Source organism: Curtobacterium sp. NPDC089185 (assembly GCF_040685235.1).
In the GTDB taxonomy this organism is placed as follows: domain Bacteria; phylum Actinomycetota; class Actinomycetes; order Actinomycetales; family Microbacteriaceae; genus Curtobacterium; species Curtobacterium citri.
This window is the reverse complement of record NZ_JBFBHK010000010.1, coordinates 1-22,053: the sequence shown is the minus strand read 5'-3', so window position 1 is coordinate 22,053 and position 22,053 is coordinate 1. Positions and strand designations below refer to the sequence as shown.

The following is a 22,053-nucleotide window of genomic DNA, read 5'->3' as shown; positions in this document are numbered from 1 at the left end:
CGCAGAAGGACGACGCGCTTCTTAGGGCCACCACAGGCTGCTGCTGCGGGGCGCATCGGGGCGCTGCCGAACCTGATCGGCATGACGCACGCGGACCAGACCCTCGACATCGACATCGTCGTGCCCTGCCACGACGAACAGGACACGCTCGCCGCCCACGTCCGGCGACTGCACCGCTTCTGCAGCGAGTCGTTGCAGCACTCGTGGCGGATCACCATCGCCGACAACGCCTCCACCGACGACACCGCCCGGATCGCCGACGACCTCGCGGCCATGCTGCCCGAGGTCCACGCCGTGCACCTGGCGCGCAAGGGTCGGGGGCGGGCGCTCAAGGCGGTGTGGAACGACTCCCCCGCCCGGGTGCTCGTCTACGTCGACGAGGACCTGTCCACGGACCTCGCCGCACTCGAGCCCCTCGTCGCACCCCTGCTCTCCGGGCACTCCGACGTGGCGATCGGCACCCGGCTCGCGGGGTCCTCGCGGGTGGTCCGTGGCGGCAAGCGCGAGTTCATCTCCCGCTCGTACAACCTGCTCCTCCGCAGCACGATGGGCGTCTCGTTCTCCGACGCGCAGTGCGGCTTCAAGGCCGTCACGCGCGAGACCGCCGACCACCTGCTCCCCCTGTGCGAGGACGACGCCTGGTTCTTCGACACCGAGCTCCTCGTGCTCGCCGAGCACGCCGGACTCCGCATCCACGAGGTACCGGTCGACTGGGTGGACGACGTCGACTCCTCGGTGCACATCGCGTCCACCGCGACCGAGGACCTCAAGGGCATGTGGCGCGTCTCCCGCGGGCTGGCGACCGGCCGGATCCCGATCGCCCCGGTGTACGACGCGATCGGCCGCCGCCCGTTCACGACGCCGCACGTCGGGATCCTCGGGCAGGTGCTGCGCTTCGGGGCGATCGGCGTCCTGTCGACCGTGGCGTTCGCCCTGCTCTACGCCCTGTTCCGGCCGGCGGTCGGTGCGCAGACCGCGGACTTCCTCGCGCTGCTCGTCACGGCGATCGGGAACACCGCCCTCAACCGTCGCTTCACGTTCGGCGTGCGGGGTCGTGCCGGCGCGGGACGCCACCACGTGCAGGGTCTGGTCGTCTTCGGCATCGCCTGGGCGATCACCTCCGGGTCGCTCGTCCTGCTCCACGCGACCACGCCGGGGGCGTCGCACGGCGCCGAGGTCCTGGTGCTCACCGCGGCGAACCTCGTGGCGACGGGCGTGCGGTTCGTCCTGTTCAAGGCGTGGGTGTTCCGCACGCGTCGGCGTCCCGTGCTCGTGCGTCCGGGCGACACCCCCGCCCCGCTCCCGGCTGCTGCCGGTCCGAGCGCGACCGCCGCGGCGTCCGAGTCGGGGCCCCGGCACGTCGACGAATCGGAGGACCGGCGGATCGACGAGCCTGCGGCCTGAGCCGCTCGGGCCGGCGGGCGTCACGCCCACGGGCGTCACGCCCGCCGACGCCCGCGTTCTGCACAACTGAAAGCACCCCGCACCAGGCGATTCCGCGGCACGAGCTGCCTTCGCTTGTTCGGGAGCAGACAGAACCGGCGGAGCACCGTGTCGCCAGCCCGGCGATGCGGTCCTCGGAAGAGCGCCCGGCGCCAGGCGCGGCGCCCGCGGCGCCAGGCGCGGCGCCCGCGCAACCGGAAGCACCCCGCGCCACGGGGTTCCGCAGCGCAACGTGCTCGTGGTTGTTCGTGAGCAGACGGAACCGTCGATGCACAACGCCGCCGGCCGGCCTGAGCGCCACGCCCCCGCCGGACGGGAGGCGCGTGACCGGGCCGCCACGCGCCTCCCGTCCGGCCGGTCTGTTGCACGCGCGGTATACCAAGCCGTAGCATCGGCTCACCGCACCACCCCCACCGGGCCACGACTGCCACCACCGGTCTGCCCGCGGCGAGCGCTCCACCGATGCAGCCCTGGCCGTCCGCAGCCTGCACCGCACCACTGGACCCGCCCGTGAACCCCTCCTCCTTCGGTCTCCACGACCCTGCCCGCGAGTCGAGCGACTGCGGCGTCGGCTTCATCACCCGCCTCGACGGCACCGCCTCCCACGACGTGATCGTGCGCGGCGACGAGGCGCTCTGCGCCATCCCCCACCGCGGCGGCAAGTCCGCCGAGGGCGTCGGCGACGGCGCGGGCGTGAGCATCGACCTGTCGGTGGAGTTCTTCAGCGCGATCACCGGCGAGACCCTGCGGGCCGGACACTTCGGGGTCGCGAACTGCTTCGTGCCGTCGGACGCCGACGAGCGCGCCGACGCCGAGCGGGTCGTGACGGCGGCGATCGAGCACGAGGGCCTCGTGCTCCTGCTCGTCCGCGACGTCCCGGTGGACCACTCGGTCGCGCGTCCCGAGGCCGAGCAGTACCAGCTGCCGATCGTGCAGTGGGTGTTCCGGGCCCCCGAGCACTGGACCCGCACGGAGGTCGACGCCGCGGCGAACCGCGCCCTGCTGGCGGTCGAGGCCGCCTCGTACACCCGCGCCACCGAGGAGCGCGCCCCGCACGCCGCCCTGTACCCGCTCTCGCTCAGCGCCCGGACGCAGGTCCTCAAGGGCCGGCTCAACTCCGGCGAGGTGATCGGGTACTTCACCGACCTCCGTGACCCGCGGCACTCCGTCCGCACGCTCTACTTCCACACCCGGTTCTCGACGAACACCGAGCCGCACCCGACGATGGCGCAGCCGTTCCGCCTGATGGCGCACAACGGCGAGCTCAACACGGACCGCAAGAACCGCCTGTCCGACGAGGCCTCGGCCCGTGCCCGCACGCGGAGCATCGTCCGACCGCCCGGGCAGTCGGACTCCAGCCGACTCGACCAGACCCTGCAGAGCCGCGTGTTCGACGACGGGCTGGACATCGTCGAGGCCGTCGTCACCCTCATGCCGCCCGCGTGGGAGAACGACCGCACGCTCACGCCGGCCGTGCGCGACATGCTCGAGTACCACTCGCTCTACGAGGAGAAGAACGACGGGCCCGCGGCCGTGATCTTCAGCGACGGCGACGTCGTCGGCGCCCGCCTGGACCGACTGGGGCTGCGGCCCCTGCGCACGACGCAGACGGCCGAGTACCTCATGGTTGCGTCGGAGTCCGGCCAGGTGACCTTCGCGCCGGACGAGGTCGTGCACCGCGGCCGCATCGAAGCCGGCGGCATGCTCGTCGTCGACCACCGCACGGGCTCGGTCCTGCGCACCCGCGAGGCACTCGAGGCCCTGGCCGCACGCCGGCCGTACGGCGCGCTGCTCGACGCCGCCCGCGTGGAGCTAGACGCCCTGCCCGCGCCGGCGTACGAGCGGGGCACGGACACCCTCGGCTACGACGGCGACCTGTCCCTCGCCGGCCGGTACGTGGCGTACTCGCTGAACCAGGAGAGCTTCCGGTTCATGCTCGACCCGATGCTCGCGAACGGCTCCGAGCGCATCTCGGCGATGGGCTACGGCACCGCGATCAACGCCCTGAGCGACACCGAGGGCGGCATGGCGAAGTACTTCTCGCAGCGCTTCGCCCAGGTGACGAACCCGCCGCTCGACTCGATCCGCGAGGCGGACGGCATGTCGATGCGTGTGGCCCTCGGCGCCAAGCTCGAGGCGCACGGCGGGGACGCGGCGACCACGCCGACCCGTCAGATCGTCGTGCAGTCCCCCGTGCTCGGGCACCTCGACATGGTGCGCCTGCGCGACCAGACCGTCGTCCCGCTCGAGCGCTTCGCCATGCTCTACGTGCCCGTCCCCGACGACGAGCACGCGAACGCCGACGCCGTCCGCTCGGCGGTCACGGCCCTGTGCGACGCCGTCGAGGCCTTCGCCCGCACCACCGGCGGCATCGCGGTGCTGACCGACCGCGCGGTGTCCTCGACGCACGCGCCCCTGCCGGTGATCCTCGCCGTGGCCGCCGTCAACCAGCGGCTCATCGAGGCCGGACTGCGCCTGCGGCTGTCGATCGTCGCCGAGTCCGGCCAGCTGCCGTCGTCGCACCACGTGGCGACCGCCCTCGGCTTCGGGGCGTCGGCCGTGTACAGCCTGTCGGCACGGCTCCGCGCGGAGCAGCAGTACCCCGCCGACGCCGCGCCCGCCGGCGAGCGCACCGCGACGGACCTCGCGCTCGCGCGGTTCCGCAAGGCCGCCGAGAAGGCCCTCGCCAAGACGATGGGCCGCGTCGGCCTGTGCACCGCGGAGAGCTACATCGGCGGCGAGTTCTTCGAGCCGAACTACCTCGACACCGGCGACGACCTGTTCGCCCGGGTCTTCCCGCACATGCAGGCCCCGGTCGGCGGTGTCGGCTTCGCCCGCATCGCCCAGGCGGCGACCGAGTGGCACGAGCGCGCCCGCTCCGTGCAGACCGAGGCGCAGGTCCCGCTGCTCGGCCTGTTCAAGGAGCGCTCCGACGGCGCCGGCCACTCCTTCGGCGTCGCGAGCGTCCGCGGCTTCGGCGGCATGACCGAGGAGCGCCCGGCCTTCGAGCGCGCCGGTGACTCCGAGGCCCTGCGGCTGCTCACCCTCGGGCAGCTCGACGACGCCTTCGGCATCACCGACACCGCGTACCGGAACACCGGGTACGACCGGCTGAGCGACGCCGAGATCGACGCGCACCGCATCACCCCGGGCTACGTCACGTTCCTGCAGACCACGCACGACGAGCGCTCGCGCCGTCCCGCGGCACTCCGCGACGTCCTCGCGCTGCCCGCCGACGTCACGGGCACCGACGAGGCCGAGGACTTCGCCCGGGAGCTCGGCCGCTTCTCGACGAGCGGCAACGCCAGCATCACGGTGCGCGGCCTGTCCGGCTCGCGTCCGTCGGACGACGGCGACCAGCCGGGAGGCCCGGTGCGGTTCCGCCTGGAGCTCACGTCGACGGGGACCACCGGTGCACTGCGTCACCGGGCCCTCGCGGACGGCCTCGCGCTGCTGCACCCCGGCCAGGTCGACGTCGACGCCGTCGACGACGACCAGGTGACGCTCCGCGCCACCGGCTCCGCCGTCGCCCTGCTCACCCTGCTCGTCAGCGCCCCGGCGAGCCTCGACCTCGACGCGGTCCAGCCCGCGCACGAGATCACCCGCACCCTGGCGTCCGGCGCGATGAGCCACGGCGCCCTGGTCGCCACCGCGCACGAGGCCGTGGCGCACGGCACGAACATGGTCGGCGGCATGTCGAACTCCGGCGAGGGCGGCGAGCACCACTCCCGCTACGGCACGATCCGCGGCTCCCGCATCAAGCAGTTCGCGTCGGGCCGGTTCGGCATCTGGGCGGGCTACCTCGCCGACCCGATGCTCGAGGAGCTCGAGATCAAGATCGGCCAGGGCGCCAAGCCCGGCGAGGGCGGCCAGCTGCCCGCGCCGAAGGTGACGGTCGACATCGCCGCGGCCCGCGGGGGCACGCCGGGCGTCGAGCTCATCTCCCCGCCGCCGCACCACGACACGTACTCGATCGAGGACCTCGCGCAGCTCATCCACGACTGCAAGGCCGCCCGCGTCCGGGTCGTCGTGAAGCTCGTGTCCTCCGAGGGCATCGGCACGATCGCGGTCGGCGTCGCGAAGGCCGGGGCCGACGTCATCAACGTCGCGGGCAACACCGGTGGCACCGGCGCCGCCGCGGTCACGAGCCTGAAGTACGCGGGCCGCTCCGCTGAGATCGGGGTGGCCGAGGTGCACCAGGCCCTCGTCGCGAACGGCCTCCGGCAGAAGGTCACGCTCCGCTGCTCGGGCGCGCACCAGACCGGCTCCGACGTCGTCACGAGCGCGCTGCTCGGCGGCGACTCGTTCGAGTTCGGCACCACCGCGCTCATGATGCTCGGCTGCGTCATGGCGAAGAACTGCAACGTGAAGTGCCCGGCGGGCCTCACCACGAACGCCGAGGCCTTCGAGGGCGACCCCCGTGCCCTCGCGCAGTACCTGCTCAACATCGCGCACGACGTCCGCCAGATCCTCGCGCGCCTGGGCCTGCACTCCCTCCGCGAGGCCCGCGGTCGCACCGACCTGCTCCAGCTGCTCGACCACCCGTCGAGCGTCGGTCGGCTCGACGTCCGGAACCTGCTCGCGCAGGTGCCGGAGAAGGTCGTGACCGACCCGGAGTACCTCGAGAAGGACTACCGGACCGACGACGCCCTGATCGAGCGGGTCCGCGCCGCCCTCGTCGACGGCCACGAGCACACGCTCGTCGTCGACGGCGTGCACCTCGGCAACGCGGACAAGTCGGTCGGCGGGCAGCTCGGCATCGACGTCGAGCGGATCCTCAACCACGAGCTGCGCGGCGTCGACCTGTCCGCACACCCGGCGATCGCCACCGACGACCGGGGTCGACGACGCCTGGTCGACGGCGCGGTCACGATCCGCACGAGCGGGTCCGCCGGACAGTCCTACGGCGTCTTCACGAACGACGGCGTCACCCTCGAGCACACCGGCACCGCGAACGACGGGGTCGGCAAGAGCCAGTCCGGCGGCCGCATCGTCGTCCGTGCCCCCGGCGGCGGCAGCGCCGAGCGGGGCGGGAACGTCCTCGTCGGCAACTTCGCGCTGTTCGGCGCGACCGGTGGTCGCACGTTCGTCGAGGGCGAGGCAGGCGACCGGTTCGCGGTGCGCAACTCCGGCGCGAGCGCGGTCGTCGAGGGCCTCGGTGACTTCGGCTGCGAGTACATGACGGGCGGCGCGGTGCTCAACCTCGGCGGCTTCGGCAAGGGCCTCGGCAACGGGATGTCCGGCGGGTTCCTGTACCAGTACGACCCGTCGGGCGAGGTGGTGGACCGGGCGAGCACCGACTCGCTCCTGGTGTTCCCGGTGACCGAGACCGAGCGCGGCGCGTTCCACGAGGCGGCCGCCCGGCTGCTGCTCGAGTGGCACCTGGAGGCCACCGGCTCCGCACTGGCCGCGCGCCTGCTCGCCGAGTGGGAGACGGCCCGCGAGCACGTGTTCGTCGGCATGCCGCGCGCGCTCCTGCTCACCCAGGACGCCGACGCGATCCTCGCCGCGGCGACCCGCTCCGAGCTCCTCGACGAGCTCGCGTCCTCGGTCGCCACGGACAAGCTCCGCGCGTTCAAGACGGACTACCGCGACCGCCGCACCGTGCTCGACGGGCGTGCCCCGGCGCTGGGCGACCAGGGCGAGGACACGTTCTCGCTGCTGTCGTCGTACACGGTCCTCGGCGTCGCCCAGGACGTCGCACGCGAGCGCGTGCCCGGCGCCGCGGCGGGCGACCCCCGGCTCGGCGAGGCGGTGCGGAACCTCGTGCTGACCGAGGACTTCCAGGTGAAGCAGCGCGTCGTGAAGTACCTCCGCGGCACGCTCGACGCCTTCGCCGACGACGAGCTCGCGACCCTCATCGCCGTCAAGCGGCTCGACGACGCCAAGCGGGCGTTCGCGCAGCGGAACAACCGCAGCTCGGACGCACCCGGCACCACGGGGTGGATCATGCACCAGAACGCCAAGAACGACGGCCGCCGACGTGCCGCCCGGTTCGACGAGCTCCTGGCGACGGCGGCCCTCGAGGACATCGCACGCCGCGCCGTGCCCGCGACGGCCGAGGCGGTGACGGCATGACGAACCTGCCGCCCACCGGGTCGCTCATCCCGGTCGACGCACCGTTCTCCGCCGCGCAGGAGTCCTGGCTCGCCGGGTTCCTCGCGGGCATCGCCGCCGCGGGGAAGCGGTCAGCGTCCCCCGCCCCGACGACGACCGTCGACGTGCTCTTCGGCACCCAGACGGGCAACGCGGAGCTCCTCGCCGAGGACCTCGTCGCCGGCGCCCGGGCACGCGGGCTCGGCGGTCGGGCCACCCCGCTCGACGCCGTCTCCCCGGAGCAGCTCGCCGGCATGTCGCACGTGCTCGTCGTGACCTCGACGTACGGCGAGGGCGAGATGCCCGACAACGCCGGCCTGTTCTGGGAGGCCCTGCAGGCCACGACCGTGCCGCGGCTCGAGGGCCTGCGGTACGCGGTCCTCGGGCTCGGCGACACGAGCTACGACGAGTTCTGCCAGGCGGGCAAGCTGCTCGACCTGCGTCTCGAGCAGCTCGGCGCGACACGGGTCCACGACCGCGTCGACTGCGACGTCGACTACGAGGACCCGGCCGCGCTGTGGAGCGCCGCCGTCCTCGACCGCCTGGCCGCCGAGGCGGGCGCGACCGGAGCGCCCGCGGGGTCGGGCGCGACCACCGGCACGACCGTGACCGGCGGGACGGGCGCGAGCCGTGCCTCCCGGCCGGGCGCGCAGTGGAACAAGCGCAACCCGTACCCGGCGCGGCTCGTCGAGAACCGCCTGCTCTCGTCACCCGGCAGCGCGAAGGAGATCCGGCACCTCGAGTTCGACCTCGGCGACTCCGGGATCACCTACGCCGCCGGTGACGCCCTCGCGGTCGTGCCGCACAACGACCCGGCGCTCGTCGACCGGCTGCTCGAGCACCTCGGAGCCGACGGCTCCGCGCTGTTCGACGGGCGGCCGCTGACCGAGGTCCTGCGCGTGGACCGGGAGATCCGGACGCCGTCGAAGGACCTCGTCGCCGACCTCGTGCAGCGGGCACCCGCGTCGGAGCTCGCGGCCGTCGTCGCCCACGGCGACAAGCAGGAGCTCGACCGGTGGCTCTGGGGCCGCGACGTCCTCGACCTGCTGCGGGACGCCGGCGACGCCGCCCCGTCGTTCGACGAGCTGCTGCCCAACCTCCGCGGCCTGCAGGCGCGGCAGTACTCGATCTCGTCGAGTCCGCTCGCGCACCCGGACCGGGTCCACCTGACGATCGCGAGCGTGCGCTACGGCGACGCCCGACGCACGCACGGCGGGGTCGCCTCGACGTACCTGGCCGACCGTGTGCGCGCCGACGGCGAGGTCGGCGTGTACCTGCAGCCGAACGCGGCCTTCGGGGTCCCCGCGGACGACTCGGCGCCGATGGTCATGATCGGCCCGGGCACCGGCGTCGCACCGTTCCGCGGGTTCCTGCACGAGCGGGCCGCCTCGGGGGCGACCGGTCGCAACTGGCTGTTCTTCGGCGACCAGCACCGGGCGACCGACTTCGTGTACGAGGACGAGCTGACGGCGTTCCGCGAGTCGGGCGTGCTCGACCGGCTCGACCTGGCGTTCTCGCGGGACCAGGCCGAGAAGGTCTACGTGCAGACGCGGATGCGGGAGCAGGCCGCGGAGCTGTACCGGTGGCTCGAGGACGGGGCGTCCGTGTACGTGTGCGGTGACGCCTCCCGGATGGCGAAGGACGTCGAGCAGGCCCTGCTCGACGTGGTCGCGGGTCAGCGGGGGCGCGGTGACGACGACGCGCAGGCGTACCTGGCGGACCTGCGGCGCGGCGGGCGCTACGTCCGCGACGTGTACTGAGGCGCGGACGGGCCCCGGCCTGCCCGGTCAGGACGGGCGTACCCGGTCAGAACGGGCGTACCTGATCGATCCGAACGGTCAGGTACGCCCGATCTCACCAGGCACCACACGCGTGATGGGAAGGAACGGGCGCCCCGGCCGCCGGAGGGGGAACGACGACCGGGGCGCGGGAGGGCGCACCGTCACCCGGTGACGGCCGGCGCGTCCGCATCGTCGTCGACGAAGAAGTCCGAGTACAGCGTGCACCCGTCCGGCTCGACGAGGAGGCCCCTGATCCAGACCTCGTGCCGACCCCCCGCGGCGACGACCGTCCCGACACGGTCGTCGTGCGTGCTCTCCGTCGCGGACATGCGGTTCCCTCCCCCACGGTCCCTGCGTCGCGGCGCCCTGTCGCCGTCTCGGGGACGCACGGACCCGCGGTACCGGCAGGCTACGGAGACGACCCCGGCCCCGGGTACCCGTTGACCCGGGAGCCGCGGCGTGCTACTCGGTGTCGCCGGCGGTGGACGACGGCACACCACCCGGCACCACGGCCTGCGACCACGCCGAGTCGTCGGCCGTGCTCGTGTCCGGCGGCTCCGGCGTCAGCACGAGCCCCGCTCCCGACGTCGCGGCGGCGTACAGGTCCTCGAGCCAACTGCGGTTGATGGCGGGCACGCGACTGCCGCCGAACGTGAAGCGCAGGCTGACGTTCGGGTGGAGCCAGATCGAGCTCCGCCCGTCGCCGTGCAGCACGTCGTCCTTCCAGGAGAACACGAAGCGGTGGTCCCGCCGGAGCATGTTCACGATGACGATCTGCAGGTGTGTGAGTGCGCGGTCGTCGACCCGGAGGTCGAGCACCTCGCCGTCGTAGATGAGCTGACCCATGAGGATCCTTCTACACCTGGCCGGTTGTCGCGACCCGACCGACCGACGGACGGGAGGCGCGTGGCGACCCCGCCACGCGCCTCCCGTCCGTCCGCGACCGCGTCGGCGGCCGCCGGTCGCTCAGTCCCGACCGGTCGCCTCGTACTGCCGCGCTCCGCCACGCACCCCGGCGAACCGGTACGGCGCGGTGGTGACCCGGGGACGCTCGACGTCCACGCTCGTCGCCGCACCGGCGGCGTGCAGCTCGCGGTAGGCCTCGACGGTCAGCCGCTCGCGGGCGTCGAGCAGGGCGCGCACGCGGCCCTGGCGACGGTGGTCGCGGTGATCGGGGCGGACGATCCCGGTGATGAGCTCCCCGACGCTGCCCGATCCGTAGCTGAACAGGGCGATCCGCTCTCCCGCCAGGTCGTCGTCGAGGTCGAGGAGCGCCGCGAGGCCGATCCAGAGCGACGCGGTGTAGGTGTTACCCGTCTGCTTGTTGTAGGTGAATCCCACCGCGAGCTCGGACTCGTCGAAGGGCGCCCCGACGTGCTGCGTGAGCTTCCGGTGCGCCTTGAGCGCCATCTTCGTGAACGGCTGGTGGTGCACGAACCGCACGATGTCCTCGTACGCCGGGCCGCCCTGCGCGGCCAGGTCGTCCCAGGCCCCGACGAAGGCGTCGACGTAGGCGCTCACCGACAGCCGGCCGTCGACGAGTGCGGTCGAGCGGTCGTTCGGCCGCCAGAAGTCGTCGACGTCGGCGGTGAAGACGCCCGCGGCCGGTTCGATCTCGACGAGGTCCGGGTCGGCGGACACCAGGATCGCGGCGGCGCCGGCGCCCTGCGTGGGCTCGGCGGCGGTGTCGACGTCGTAGCGCGCGACGTCCGCGGCGATGACGAGCACGCGCTCGTGCGGGGCACGGGCGATGATGCCGAGGGCGAGCTGCACGGCGGCGGTCCCGCCGTAGCAGGCCTGCTTCAGCTCGACCACGCGGACGTTGTGCGGCAGGCCGAGCAACCCGTGCACGTAGACGCCGGCGGCCTTCGACTGGTCGACGCCGGACTCGGTCGCGAAGAGCACCGTGCGGATGCCCTCGACGCCGTGGCGGTCGATGACCTCCTTGGCGGCGGCGGCACCCATGGTGACGATGTCCTCGTCGGGGGCGGGCACGCTGAAGGCGTCCTGCCCGATGCCGACGTGGTACTTGGCCGGGTCGACGCCGAGGCGCTCGGCCAGGTCGTCGAGCTCGAGCACGTGGTGGCCGGTCGCGATCGCGATGTCGTGGATGCCGATGCCGCTCATGCCGCACCTCCTGCGGGCTTGGCCCCGCGGCGCTCCATGGCGACGTGCGCCGCCATGAGCTCCCCGGGGTTGGTCTGCGCGGCGAGCAGGGACAGCTCGCCGCAGAGCACCGTCGCCGCGCACAGCGCGGCGAGGCGTCGGGCGTTGGCACCGGGCTCACGGTCCTCGCGGCAGCCGAGGCGCACGAGGGCGTCCTCGACGACGGGCAGGTCGCCGCCCTTGCCGTTGCCGACCGTGCCGACGATGAGGTGCGGCAGCGCGGTGGAGAAGTACAGGTCGTCACCGCGGGCCTCGGCGTAGGTGATGCCCTGCGAGCCCTCGACGATGTTCGCGGCGTCCTGCCCGGTGGCCAGGTAGAAGCCGAGCAGCATGTTCGCGTAGTGCGCGTTCGCGGAGCGCAGGGCCCCGGCGATGGTCGAGCCGACCAGGTTCTTCGCCACGTTGAGCTCGGCGATCTTCGCCGGCGTGGATCGCAGACGCTTCTCGACGATCTCACCCGGGATGACGATCTCGGCGATCGTGTTCCGACCGCGCCCGCGGATGCCGTTCACCGCGGTGGCCTTCTTGTCCGTGCAGAAGTTGCCCGAGACGCTGACGTACCGCAGCCCCGGCTCCCACGCGAGGATCGCCGGCAGCAGCTTGTCCGCCGCCTGCGTCACCATGTTGTGCCCGGACGCGTCACCCGTGGTGAACGCGAAACGCAGGAAGAGCAGGTCGCCGACGATCTCGGGGTGCACCTCGATGAGCTTCGCGAAGCGGCTCTGCCCGGCGACGAGCTGCTCGAGCTCGGCCTGCCGCGCCAGGATGCGGCCGGCGGCGATGTGCGCGGCGGCGGCGCTGTCGGCCTTCACCACGACGGAGCGGGTCATGCGCTCGTCCACGACGGTCGCGACGATGCCGCCCTCGACCATCCTCGACACACGGGCACCGCGACCGACGGACGGCCACAGCGGCGACTCGTACGTGGCGAGGGGCACCTCGTGCTCGCCCTCCACGGCGTTGCCGCTCACGCGGATCGGCCCCACCCACCTCGTGGGGATCGGGGTCAGCAGGTCGGTCATTCGACGCTCCCTTCGGGTGCTTGCACCGCGACGCTGAGGTGTCTGATGTCGTGCGCCTCCCAGGCGCGGTGGATGCCGGCGAGGTCGGTGTCCGCCGGGACGAGCGCGATGCCGCAGTCGCCACCGCCGGCACCGGACGGCTTCGCCGCCCCGCCGGCGGACTCGACCACGTCGCACAGGGTGGCGAGCCGCTCGGTCTCGATCTGCGAGCCGACCGAGGTGCCGAGCCGCTGCAGGAGCGTGCGGGCACGGCGCAGGGCGTCGAGCGTCGTCGCCGCGTCGCCGGTCTGGAGGCCCGTGGTCAGGTCGTCGACGCAGGCGCGGCTGTCGTCGAGGAACGCCTGGTACCCGCCGTTGCGGTGCTTCCGGACCACGCTGACGAGCTTCGTCGTCGACGCCGGGGAGCCGGTCCAGCCGACGAGGAGCTCGAGGTCCGCGGGTGCCGGCAGGCGCTGGACGTCGAAGCCCGACCACGCGTCGGCGTCGGCCAGGACGTCGGTCACCGAGTGGTCGTCGAGCACGCCCGCGAGCCGCTCGCGGTCCGGCGCGCTGTAGCGGAGCCAGCCGCCGAACGTGCTCGCGGCGAGGTCGCCGCCGGACGCCCGCGGGTTGACGCGGATGGTGGCGAGCAGGGCGACCCGGAAGCGGTCGCGCTGCGAGAGGCCGATGCCGTAGAAGCGGTCGAGCGCACCGACGGTGGCGACGGTCACGGCGGCCGACGACCCGAGTCCGAACTTCCGGCCGCTGGCGTCGTCGAGCTGGCTCTCGATCCGCAGGTCGTGGAAACGCGGGGCGATCCCCCGCTCGGCGCGGAGCTTCTCGACCAGGTCGATCGTCGCCATCACGTAGTCGTAGGGGTGGTGCTCGCGGTCGAGCGCCAGGCCGTCCTCGTCGCGGGTCCAGGTGAGCGGGAGGTGCCCGTACTCCTCGGAGTGCACGCTGCCCGCGCCGTGTCCCTCGGCGACGCGGGCGGTGATGGCCCGGTCGAGGGCGATGAGCACGGACGGCTGCCCGGGCTCGACGACGGCGTACTCGCCCGCGACGAACAGCTTGCCGTGGGCGCGGAACTCGATCACTCGGCGGTCTCCTCCGGTCGGACGGCACCCGCTCCGGGTGCCTCCGTCCCTTCGGAGCGGACCACCCGCGCGCCTGGTCCGGTGCCCGACTCGATGACGTCGCCGAGTCCGCCCAGCGCGGCAGCGACCGCCCCGCGGTCCTCGGGCTTCGTGAGCACGACCACGTTCGGGCCGGCGTCGGCCGTGGCGTACGCCTCGGTGCCCGACGCCCGCAGTTCGGCGACCGCGTCGAACACGGCGACGCTGCGGGCGTTCAGGTAGCGGATGGGCGGGAAGGCGCCCTCGATGGTGGCGTGCATGCGGAGGGCGTTGCTCTCCGTGAGCTCGCCGATGCGGGTGAAGTCGCCCGCGGCGCAGGCGTCGAGCATCTCCCCGACGGTCTCGGTCGTCGACGTCACCCACGCCGGGTAGAACGGCGAGGTCGCGATCGTGCGCCGCATCGCCTCGCGCGAGCCGATCGCCTTCTCGCCGGAGGAGATCGTCACGACGACCATGGCCATCGGCGGTGCGGGGATGCGCTCGGCGTACGAGCCCTGGTCGTCCCCGGCGTGCCAGACCGACACCCCGCCCGGGATCGACCGCGTGGCGGAGCCGGAACCGCGACGGGCCAGGCGGGAGAGGTCGCGTTCGGACAGGTCGAGTCCGTACGCGGCGGCGGCGGCCGTCGCGAGGGCCGCGAAGCCGGAGGCGCTCGACGCGAGTCCCGCGCCCGTGGGCACGGTGTTCACCGTCTCGACCTGGGCGTGCGTCGTCGAACCGGCGAGGTCGCGCACGAGTTCGAGGAACTGCTGCGCCCGGACCAGGGCACCCTCCGGTGCCGCGGTGCCGTTGAGCACGAGGGAGTCCGCGGTGGCCGAGCCGTCGAGCGTCACGGTCGTCGTCGTCGGGAAGACGTCGAGGCCCATCGACACGCTGCCGGTCGCGGGCAGGGCGAGCTGCGCGTCGGCCTTGCCCCAGTACTTCACGAGCGCGATGTTGGGGTGCGCGACGGCGGTGGCGGTCATCAAGCGCGGGCTCCGATCGTGGTGGTCCAGGTCTCCGTCGCGCCGGCGTCGCGGAGTGCGGCGGCCACGCGGTCGGCGTGCTCCCCGTCCGCGACGAGCGCGAGGACGCATCCGCCGCGCCCACCGCCGGTGAGCTTCGCGCCGAGGGCGTCCGCACGGCGTGCGGCGTCGACGAGCCGGTCGAGGTCCGTGCTCGACACGTCGAGTTCGGAGAGCAGTTCGTGCGCGGCGTCCATCGTGGCACCGAGGGCCTGGGCATCGCCATCCACGAGCGTCCCCCGTGCGCGTCGGGCGAGGTCGCCGATCGCCGAGACGACCGCGTCGACGGCCTGCGGGTCGCGGTCGTGTCGTTCGCGGACGGCGGTCACGGCCTCGCGCGTGTGGCCCGGGACGCCGGTGTCGGCGACGACGAACGTGAAGGCGGCGCCGAGCGGCACGGGCTCGACCAGGCCGTCCTCGAACCAGACGGGGACGTCCGCCACGACCCCGCGGGCGTCGAGGCCGGACGGCCGACCGTGCGCGACGCGCTCGCACTCCTGCACGAGCTCGTGGTGCTCCTCGGGGTCGAGCGTGCGCCCGAAGACGTCGGCCACGGCGGCGGTGACGGCAGCGGCGACCGCGGCGCTCGAACCCATCCCCCGCGCGGTGGGGACGGCGCTGTCGACCCGGACGTGCAGGTGCTGGTCAGGTACCCCGAGGTGGCGCAGGGTGGCGGTGACGGCCGTCACCGTCGGCAGGACGGCAGCGGGCGCGGTGTCGAGCGGCCCGGTGTGCACGGTCGACTCGAGCCGGCTGCCGGCGTCGGGCTCCACGGGCGTCGCGGTCGCCGTGACCCGGACGTCGAGCACGGGGAGCACGAGCGCGGGTACGCCGTACACCACGGCGTGCTCGCCGATCAGGATCGTCTTGCCGTGGGACGACGCGGTCCCGGTGCGGAGGGGGGTTCCGGCTCCGGGGATCGCGGTGCTGTCGGTGTCGTGGTTGGTCATCGTGGCTCGCGTCAGCCTATCCGGAGCCACCGACCCGGCGTGCGCCCGGCAGGTCGCTGATCGGATGGTTGAGTTGTGCACAACCCGGTTGCGTGCAACACTGTCGGCATGCCGGTGACCGACGAGATGGTGTGCTTCTCGCTCTACGCGGCGTCCCGGGCGACCACGCAGGCGTACCGCGCGCTGCTCGAGCCCTGGGGACTCACGTACCCGCAGTACCTCGTCCTCGTCACGCTGTGGATCGAGGGCGACCAGACCGTCTCGGGCCTCGGCGACCACCTGCAGCTCGACTCGGGCACGCTCTCCCCACTCCTCCGCCGGATGGAGCAGGCAGACCTCGTCCACCGCGAGCGCCGGAGCGCCGACGAGCGCGTCGTCACCGTGACCCTCGGCGCACGCGGCCGGTCGATCCGTCCCGAGCTGGCACACGTCCCCGCGGCGATCGCGGCCGGCATGGGCCTGCACGACGAACGGTCGGCGCTCGAGCTCATCGCGACCCTGCAACGGCTGACCGCCACGATGCACGCGGCGGAACCCGCGCCCGCGCGCCGAGGCTCGCCCTAGCGGACAGTTTCGCGGCCCCCGAGCCGCGAAAGCGTCCGCCGAGCCGAGCCTCGGCGCCGCCGCCACACCGGCCCACTGACCCCCACGAAGGAAGGAAGGACCCCACATGGACGTCCTCTACACCGCAGAAGCGCTCTCCACGGGCGAGGGCCGCAACGGCCACGTCGCCACCAGCGACGGCCGCGTCGACCTCGACATGGCGATCCCGAAGGACATGGGCGGCTCCGGCAACGGCGCGAACCCCGAGCAGCTCTTCGCCGCCGGCTACGCCGCGTGCTTCCACTCCGCCCTGCAGGGCGTCGCCCGTGCGCAGAAGGTCAAGGTCACCGACTCGTCCGTCGGCGGTCGCGTGCAGATCGGCCCGAACGGCCAGGGCGGCTTCCAGCTCGCCGTCATGCTCGAGGTCGTCATCCCCGGCATGGAGCACGACCAGGCGCAGGCCCTCGCGGACGCCGCGCACCAGGTCTGCCCGTACTCGAACGCCACGCGCGGCAACATCGACGTCACCATCGTCGTCTCGGAGGACTGACCCGTGACCGACACCACCCCCACCACCATGCGCGCCGTCGTCCACGAGACCTTCGGCGAGCCCGCCGACGTCCTGACCGTGGCCGAGCGCCCGGTCCCGCAGCCGGGCCCCGGGCAGGTGCTCGTCCGCACGGTCCTCTCCCCCATCCACAACCACGACCTGTGGACCATCCGCGGCACCTACGGCTTCAAGCCGGAGCTGCCCGCCGCCAGCGGCACCGAGGCACTCGGTGTCGTCGAGGCGCTCGGCGAGGGCGTCGACCGGCTGCAGGTCGGCCAGCGCGTCGCCGGCGGCACGTTCGGCGTCTGGGCCGAGTACTACGTGGCCGACGCCGCCGGGCTCGTCCCGGTGCCGGACGCGATGCCCGACGAGGCCGCGTCGCAGCTCGTGTCGATGCCGTTCAGCGCCATCAGCCTGCTGCACTCGCTCGACCTGCACGATGGCGACTGGATCATCCAGAACGCCGCGAACGGCGCCGTCGGCCGCATGGTCGCGCAGCTCGGGAAGGCCCGTGGCATCAACGTCATCGGCCTGGTCCGTCGCGCCGAGGGCGTCGAGGAACTCCGCGAGCAGGGCATCGACCGCATCGTCGCCACCGACTCGGAGGGCTGGCAGGACCAGGTCCGCGAGCTCACCGGCGGCGCCCCGATCGTCGCCGGCGTCGAGTCCGTCGGCGGGAAGGCCGCCGGCGACATCGCCTCGGTCATGGGCGAGAACGGCACGCTCGTCGTCTTCGGTGCGATGGCGTCGCCGACGCTCGAGATCCCGTCGGGCAAGGTCATCTTCGGCCAGCTCACGGTGAAGGGCTTCTGGGGCGCGGTCGTCAGCAAGACCATGCCCGCCGAGCTCAAGGGCCAGCTCTTCGGCGAGCTCATCACGCGCGTGCTCGACGGCTCGCTGACGCTCCCCGTCTCGGAGACCTTCGTCTTCGAGGACGCGCGCGCCGCGGCCCGTGCCAGCGACACCGCCGGCCGCGTCGGCAAGGTGCTGCTGCGCCCGTAGCGCGAGCAGACGACGGACGGGAGGCGCGGTGCCAGCTGGCACCGCGCCTCCCGTCCGTCGTCACATGGCTTCCTTGAGCCCCCGCCGTACCAGCCAGGCGTTCACCGGGTAGGAGCACACGAAGCCGGCCACCATCGCGAGCTGCATGGCGACCCAGAACTCGGGCGTCAGCACCCCGACCCGGCCGCCGAACAGCGACGGGAAGACCGCGAACTGCCACACCGCCATCAGGCCGTACATGCCGACCTGCCACGCGGTGATGCTGAGGGTGTCCGCCTTGAGCGCGGCGACGAGCCCGTCCCGCAGGCCGAGTCCGCGCATCGGCGCGATCGACCAGTACTGGAACACGATCCCGAGCGCGAAGGCGATGACGAAGTCGACGACCCACCCGGCGACGATGCGGTCCTGGTAGAGCGTGCCGAGCCCGACGAGCGTGCCGAGCGCCGGGACCGCGACCAGCCCGAACTCCCCGACGAGGTCGCCGAGCGCACACCCCGCGCCGCAGTGACTGGTGTCGATCGCGGTCCCTGCCCAGCGCCCGTGTCCGTCGACCGTCGCGCGCCCCCGGCGCAGGTAGAAGACCAGCCAGACGACGCTGCCGAAGAGCATGGTGAGCGGCCAGACCAACGCCATCACCCGCATGCGCGGCGGGTGCCGCACCACGTCCACCGCGACGAACACGGCACAGCCCACGGCGACCACGAGCACCAGCGCACAGACGACCGTCAGGGCCGTCGGCAGGTCGTCCACCTGCAGTTCCGCCACCGAGCGCCTCCGTCCGTCGTTGTCCCGCGACAAGTGACGAGCGTAGCGACGGATGGATGAGCGGTACCGGTGCGCACGACGGACGGGAGGCCCGTGACGGATCCGCCACGGGCCTCCCGTCCGTCGTGCGGCCGGTCTAGCGGCGCGCCTGCTTCGCGGGGACCGTGAAGATGTTGCCGGTGGTCACGCCCTCCTCGACCTCCTCGAGGGTGCGCCCACGGCTCTCGGGCACGAACCGCCAGATGAACAGGAGCGCGAGGACCCCGACGGCGGCGAAGCCGAAGAAGGTGCCCGTGATGCCGGTGGCGGCGACGATGGTCGGGAAGTACAGGCCGAGGAAGGCGTTCGCGATCCAGAGGCAGAACACCGCGATCCCCATGCCGAGCGCGCGGATCTGCGTCGGGAAGATCTCGGACAGGACGACCCACACCGCGATGTTGAGGAAGGTCTGCATCGAGCCGACGAACGCGACGACGAGGAACAGGATCACCCAGGGGCGGGCGGGGTTGCCGGACACGAGCACCATCGAGGCGATCCCGATGAGGAAGTGGCAGACGGTCGTCAGCGAGAACCCGATGATGAGCGTCGTGCGGCGGTTGATGCGCTCCATGTTCGCGATGGCGATGAAGCCACCGATCACCGCGATGACACCGGGCGCGATGTTGGCGATGAGTGCCGCCTGCTCCTGGAAGCCCGACTCGATGAGCACCGTCTGGCCGTAGTACATGATCGAGTTGATGCCGGTGAGCTGCTGCGCGACGCCGAGCCCCGCACCGATCAGGACGATGCGGATGAGCCACTTGTTGCCGAGCAGCACCCGCCACCCGCTCTCCTGCTGGACCTTCGCCTCGATGTCGTTGGTCCGCTTGATGTCCTCGAGCTCCGCGGTCGCGCGCTCCTCGGAGCGGATCTGCGCCAGCACCGACCGAGCCTCGCCGTACCGCCCCTTCGACGCGAGCCAGCGCGGCGACTCCGGCACGCGGAGCATCCCGACGAAGAGCGCGATGGCGGGCAGGGCGCAGACGGCGAGCATGACGCGCCAGACGCCGTTGCCCTCGCCCCAGAGGCTGCCGATGACGGCGTTCACGACGAACGCGGCGAGCTGACCGATGACGATCATGAGCTCGTTGCGGCCGGAGAGCGACCCGCGGATCTCGTACGGCGCGAGTTCGGCCAGGAACACCGGCACCACGGTCGACGCCCCGCCGACCGCGAGACCGAGGAGCACCCGGCCGACGACGATGACCCCGAAGGACGGGGCGAACACGCAGATCAGCGTGCCGACGAAGAACGTGACGGCGAGCAGGATGATCGTGCGGCGACGACCCCACCCGTCGGCGATCCGACCGCCGAGCATCGCCCCGATGGCGGCACCGAAGAGCAGGGAACTCGTGACCACGCCCTCGGTGATCGTCGTCAGCCCGAGCTCCTCGGTCATCGGCCGGAGGGCGCCGTTGATCACGCCGGTGTCGTAGCCGAAGAGCAGGCCGCCGAAGGTCGCCACCAGGGCGAGGACGCCGAGGCGGCGGCGGTGCGGCCCCTCGCCGACCGGGGGTAGTGCGACGCTCGGTTGCGTCGGCTTGATGTCGACCATTCGGATGACTCCTTCGTCGGGTGATCGCGCGTCTTCGCGTGAGCCGATCGTAACCCGGATCCATGTCCTGTCAATTGGACATTCTGACTACCTGACGTTTGGACCGGTCCACGAAACACCTGGTCAGAGCGGGAGCGCTCCAAGTGCGTCTCGGGCGTGCACGTCGGCCCCGCCGCCTGCGACCCAGGGAGACGGCGGTCGCGGTGGTGCGGACCCCGGGTCAGCCGGTGGCGTCGTCGCTCCGGTGGTCGCCCCGGTGGTCGCCTCGGCCGTCGCGGTCGTCGCCCCGACCGTCGCCTCGGCCGTCGCCGAGCACGTCGCCCAACGAGGCCATCCCGGCCCCGTGGTCGGTGTACCGACGGACCGTCCGACGGGCGGCGGCACCGGCGGCACCGCCGAGCGCGGGGTTCCGTCGCGCGGCGTCGGCCACACGTCCCGCGTGGCCGGCGGTCGACAGCAGGACGTTCGCGAGTGCCCGTGCCGCTCCCGCCTCGGGGACGCCGGTGACCGTCCAGGCGCTCCGGAGCTGCTCGTCCGGTGTCACACCGCGCCGCGTGCCCATCCGGTGCCAGTCCGACAGCGCACCCTCGGTGCGCTCGGCCGCACGCTCGACCTCGCCGGCACGGCGGCGCTCGACGGCCCGGACCGCGTCGGCGGCGGCCTCGTCGGTCCCGAGGCGCCGGCCCTCGACCGCGTCCGCACGACGACGGGCGGCCGTGTCGTCACCGCCCGCCTCGGCGATGCGCGCGGCGTGGGCGGCGGCTGCGGCGGCGAGGATGTCGTGACGGTCCATGCCTCGACGGTAGCCGCTCGGGCCGACACGTACGTCCCCGGACACACGGGCCGACCGGGCCGTCGAGACCGGGGTCGTCCCGCGCTACGCTCGACAACCGAGGGGGAATCATGATCCGAACCGTCGCGACCGGTGCTGCCGCTCTGGTCACCGTCGTCGCACTGTCCGGGTGCTCGCTGTTGCGCGGGTCCGACACGGCGCTCCCGGCGCCCTCGGACCCGCCGACGGCGAGCCGCTCCGCTGCGCCGACCCCCTCTGCCACACCCGACGCGGCATCGGAGGGCGACCTCCTCGAGGCATCGGCCGCCCCGCGGGCTCCGACCCCGGTCGCCACCGAGGCCACCGTGCCCGACCCCGTGCTCACGCCCATCCCGGCGGGCACCGTCCTGACCGACGGCGACGTCGCCTCCCCGAAGGGCAGCATCCACTTCCACTACCGCGTCGTCGCGGACGGGGACGACACCTTCACGGCGCAGTACTCCGGCGTGACGTCGACACTGCCCGTGCCGATCGACGTCGGCTTCTTCGAGCGCGAGCGGCAGGTCGGCGACGGCCTGACCTACCGCGGCGTCGGCGACGACGTCCTCGGCGGACCGACCTCGTCGCCCCTGGCGAAGTCGGTGCCGCTCGACGGGTCCGGCGTCGACCCGTCCGGGCTCGTCACCCTCGTGGTGTCCTCGGCCGCGCAGCCCGGCCAGGCAGACGTCCCGATCGAGATCGGTGCGGACAAGGTGCTCGCGGTCGCACCGGTCCGGTGGTCGGTGCCCGCACGGCAGACGAACGTGCACCCGGTGGACGGGGGCGCCCGCGCGAACGCCGCCGGACCGGTCACCGCGACGACCGGCTCGGGTGCTCCGCGGACCTACACGGTCGCGCGCAACGACCTGATCGGCGACGTCGCCGCCCGCTTCGGCATCAGCGTGAAGGCGCTCGTCTGGTGCAACGAGGGCGTCCAGGTCTTCGGCGACGACCAGTACCTGTACGAGGGCACGTCGCTCAATCTCGATCCGCTCGCGCGCTGAGCGCGCGGCGCGCGAGCCTCGGCACTGCGGACAGTTTCGCGGTCCGTTGATCGCGAAACTGTCCGCAGAGCCGAGACTCGGGCGGCGCCGCCCCGCGGCCAGCGCGACCAGACGACGGACGGGAGGCGCGGGGGGCGCCCCCCCCCCCCCCCCCCCCCCCCCGGGGGGGGCGTGGAAAAACCCCGCCCCACAGCACCCAAATTGACG

General features: G+C 73.0%; 17 protein-coding genes. 7 read left to right on the top strand and 10 right to left on the bottom strand.

All coding sequences use genetic code 11. The features are described from left to right. Window positions 1–81: 81 nt before the first annotated feature. The 3 genes from AB0N84_RS11620 to AB0N84_RS11610 all read left to right on the top strand — a co-directional run bounded on the left by AB0N84_RS11620 (window position 82) and on the right by AB0N84_RS11610 (window position 9,299). Window positions 82–1,404, top strand: a complete 1,323-nt coding sequence (locus tag AB0N84_RS11620; protein WP_363546365.1) for a glycosyltransferase — start codon at window positions 82–84, stop codon at window positions 1,402–1,404. A gap of 549 nt (window positions 1,405–1,953) precedes the next feature. Further along, a complete protein-coding gene (locus AB0N84_RS11615; protein WP_363546362.1) occupies window positions 1,954–7,521 on the top strand; it encodes a glutamate synthase-related protein in 5,568 nt (1,855 codons plus the stop codon). Next, a complete protein-coding gene (locus AB0N84_RS11610; protein WP_363546359.1) occupies window positions 7,518–9,299 on the top strand; it encodes a sulfite reductase subunit alpha in 1,782 nt (593 codons plus the stop codon). The genes AB0N84_RS11615 and AB0N84_RS11610 overlap by 4 nt, the downstream gene beginning before the upstream one ends. A 182-nt stretch (window positions 9,300–9,481) precedes the next feature. Here AB0N84_RS11610 and AB0N84_RS11605 read toward each other — a convergent pair whose 3' ends face one another. From AB0N84_RS11605 to mvk, 7 genes are all read right to left on the bottom strand, one after another. Then, complete coding sequence (locus AB0N84_RS11605) at window positions 9,482–9,649, bottom strand: hypothetical protein (protein WP_182047297.1); 168 nt, start codon at window positions 9,647–9,649, stop codon at window positions 9,482–9,484. A gap of 133 nt (window positions 9,650–9,782) precedes the next feature. After that, the gene (locus AB0N84_RS11600) at window positions 9,783–10,166 is read right to left on the bottom strand and encodes an ATP-dependent DNA ligase (protein ID WP_289459487.1); all 384 of its coding nucleotides are present in this window, start codon (window positions 10,164–10,166) and stop codon (window positions 9,783–9,785) included. A 120-nt stretch (window positions 10,167–10,286) separates the two neighbouring features. Then, the gene (locus AB0N84_RS11595; protein WP_363546355.1) at window positions 10,287–11,447 is read right to left on the bottom strand and encodes a hydroxymethylglutaryl-CoA synthase; all 1,161 of its coding nucleotides are present in this window, start codon (window positions 11,445–11,447) and stop codon (window positions 10,287–10,289) included. Further along, window positions 11,444–12,508, bottom strand: coding sequence for a hydroxymethylglutaryl-CoA reductase (locus AB0N84_RS11590; RefSeq protein WP_363546353.1), 1,065 nt, complete (start codon window positions 12,506–12,508; stop codon window positions 11,444–11,446). The genes AB0N84_RS11595 and AB0N84_RS11590 overlap by 4 nt, the downstream gene beginning before the upstream one ends. Continuing rightward, complete coding sequence (locus tag AB0N84_RS11585; protein ID WP_069713591.1) at window positions 12,505–13,584, bottom strand: phosphomevalonate kinase; 1,080 nt, start codon at window positions 13,582–13,584, stop codon at window positions 12,505–12,507. Before AB0N84_RS11585 ends, AB0N84_RS11590 begins: the two co-directional genes overlap by 4 nt. After that, on the bottom strand, window positions 13,581–14,588 hold the full coding sequence (gene mvaD / locus AB0N84_RS11580; protein ID WP_363546350.1) for a diphosphomevalonate decarboxylase: 1,008 nt from the start codon (window positions 14,586–14,588) through the stop codon (window positions 13,581–13,583). Before mvaD ends, AB0N84_RS11585 begins: the two co-directional genes overlap by 4 nt. Continuing rightward, window positions 14,588–15,577 carry a mevalonate kinase gene (gene mvk, locus AB0N84_RS11575; protein WP_363546347.1) on the bottom strand — a complete coding sequence of 330 codons (990 nt, stop codon included), beginning with the start codon at window positions 15,575–15,577 and terminating at the stop codon, window positions 14,588–14,590. Before mvk ends, mvaD begins: the two co-directional genes overlap by 1 nt. Before the next feature lie 108 nt (window positions 15,578–15,685). Here mvk and AB0N84_RS11570 point away from each other — a divergent pair, with 108 nt between their 5' ends. The 3 genes from AB0N84_RS11570 to AB0N84_RS11560 all read left to right on the top strand — a co-directional run bounded on the left by AB0N84_RS11570 (window position 15,686) and on the right by AB0N84_RS11560 (window position 17,672). After that, window positions 15,686–16,141: a MarR family winged helix-turn-helix transcriptional regulator gene (locus AB0N84_RS11570; RefSeq protein WP_363546344.1), complete on the top strand. Its 456-nt coding sequence runs from the start codon at window positions 15,686–15,688 to the stop codon at window positions 16,139–16,141. Between the two features lie 106 nt (window positions 16,142–16,247). Beyond that, window positions 16,248–16,670, top strand: coding sequence for an organic hydroperoxide resistance protein (locus AB0N84_RS11565; protein WP_069713595.1), 423 nt, complete (start codon window positions 16,248–16,250; stop codon window positions 16,668–16,670). Between the two features lie 27 nt (window positions 16,671–16,697). Beyond that, window positions 16,698–17,672: a zinc-binding dehydrogenase gene (locus tag AB0N84_RS11560; protein WP_363546495.1), complete on the top strand. Its 975-nt coding sequence runs from the start codon at window positions 16,698–16,700 to the stop codon at window positions 17,670–17,672. A gap of 60 nt (window positions 17,673–17,732) precedes the next feature. Here AB0N84_RS11560 and AB0N84_RS11555 read toward each other — a convergent pair whose 3' ends face one another. The 3 genes from AB0N84_RS11555 to AB0N84_RS11545 all read right to left on the bottom strand — a co-directional run bounded on the left by AB0N84_RS11555 (window position 17,733) and on the right by AB0N84_RS11545 (window position 20,824). Beyond that, entirely contained in the window at window positions 17,733–18,437 is a 705-nt protein-coding gene (locus tag AB0N84_RS11555; protein ID WP_289459476.1) for a DUF4396 domain-containing protein, read from the bottom strand. A gap of 136 nt (window positions 18,438–18,573) precedes the next feature. Further along, entirely contained in the window at window positions 18,574–20,031 is a 1,458-nt protein-coding gene (locus AB0N84_RS11550; protein WP_182048057.1) for a sugar porter family MFS transporter, read from the bottom strand. A gap of 220 nt (window positions 20,032–20,251) precedes the next feature. Continuing rightward, window positions 20,252–20,824 (bottom strand): hypothetical protein, encoded by a 573-nt coding sequence (locus tag AB0N84_RS11545; protein ID WP_363546339.1) that lies wholly within the window; start codon window positions 20,822–20,824, stop codon window positions 20,252–20,254. 110 nt (window positions 20,825–20,934) lie between these two features. Here AB0N84_RS11545 and AB0N84_RS11540 point away from each other — a divergent pair, with 110 nt between their 5' ends. Further along, the gene (locus AB0N84_RS11540) at window positions 20,935–21,846 is read left to right on the top strand and encodes a LysM domain-containing protein (protein ID WP_363546336.1); all 912 of its coding nucleotides are present in this window, start codon (window positions 20,935–20,937) and stop codon (window positions 21,844–21,846) included. Window positions 21,847–22,053 lie beyond the last annotated feature (207 nt).

Bases quoted from the DNA above. Each gene is read 5' to 3' on its own strand.
- AB0N84_RS11620 (WP_363546365.1), top strand. From the start codon at position 82: ATGACGCACGCGGACCAGACCCTCGACATCGACATCGTCGTGCCCTGC.
- mvk (WP_363546347.1), bottom strand. From the start codon at position 15,577: ATGACCAACCACGACACCGACAGCACCGCGATCCCCGGAGCCGGAACC.
- AB0N84_RS11570 (WP_363546344.1), top strand. From the start codon at position 15,686: ATGCCGGTGACCGACGAGATGGTGTGCTTCTCGCTCTACGCGGCGTCC.
- AB0N84_RS11605 (WP_182047297.1), bottom strand. From the start codon at position 9,649: ATGTCCGCGACGGAGAGCACGCACGACGACCGTGTCGGGACGGTCGTC.
- AB0N84_RS11560 (WP_363546495.1), top strand. From the start codon at position 16,698: ATGCGCGCCGTCGTCCACGAGACCTTCGGCGAGCCCGCCGACGTCCTG.
- AB0N84_RS11600 (WP_289459487.1), bottom strand. From the start codon at position 10,166: ATGGGTCAGCTCATCTACGACGGCGAGGTGCTCGACCTCCGGGTCGAC.
- mvaD (WP_363546350.1), bottom strand. From the start codon at position 14,588: ATGACCGCCACCGCCGTCGCGCACCCCAACATCGCGCTCGTGAAGTAC.
- AB0N84_RS11550 (WP_182048057.1), bottom strand. From the start codon at position 20,031: ATGGTCGACATCAAGCCGACGCAACCGAGCGTCGCACTACCCCCGGTC.
- AB0N84_RS11590 (WP_363546353.1), bottom strand. From the start codon at position 12,508: ATGACCGACCTGCTGACCCCGATCCCCACGAGGTGGGTGGGGCCGATC.
- AB0N84_RS11610 (WP_363546359.1), top strand. From the start codon at position 7,518: ATGACGAACCTGCCGCCCACCGGGTCGCTCATCCCGGTCGACGCACCG.
- AB0N84_RS11595 (WP_363546355.1), bottom strand. From the start codon at position 11,447: ATGAGCGGCATCGGCATCCACGACATCGCGATCGCGACCGGCCACCAC.
- AB0N84_RS11540 (WP_363546336.1), top strand. From the start codon at position 20,935: ATGATCCGAACCGTCGCGACCGGTGCTGCCGCTCTGGTCACCGTCGTC.
- AB0N84_RS11565 (WP_069713595.1), top strand. From the start codon at position 16,248: ATGGACGTCCTCTACACCGCAGAAGCGCTCTCCACGGGCGAGGGCCGC.
- AB0N84_RS11545 (WP_363546339.1), bottom strand. From the start codon at position 20,824: ATGGACCGTCACGACATCCTCGCCGCCGCAGCCGCCGCCCACGCCGCG.